At 48.2% G+C, this 226-nt stretch carries 1 protein-coding gene; it reads right to left on the bottom strand.

Going from position 1 to position 226, the window contains the following annotated elements; genetic code table 11:
* A partial coding sequence (locus HFD99_RS25365) for a condensation domain-containing protein (protein ID WP_167441116.1) occupies window positions 1-226 on the bottom strand: 226 nt, incomplete at both ends.

The following is a 226-nucleotide window of genomic DNA, read 5'->3' on the forward strand; positions in this document are numbered from 1 at the left end:
TCGTAGAGCGGGAACGTGTCATAGACACTGGAGGCCAAAGCCTGTTCCTGTGTACGCTGCAATACGTCAGCAAATGTGGCATCCGGTGCACTGCATATGCGTACCGGAATCGTGTTGATAAACAAACCGATCATGTGCTCCACACCTGGAATTTCTGCCGGACGACCGGATACCACACTACCAAACACAACATCCTGATGATTATTGTATTTCTGTAAAATAACGC

The sequence above is a fragment of the Paenibacillus sp. EKM301P genome (genome assembly GCF_011800295.1).
Taxonomy (GTDB): domain Bacteria; phylum Bacillota; class Bacilli; order Paenibacillales; family Paenibacillaceae; genus Paenibacillus; species Paenibacillus polymyxa.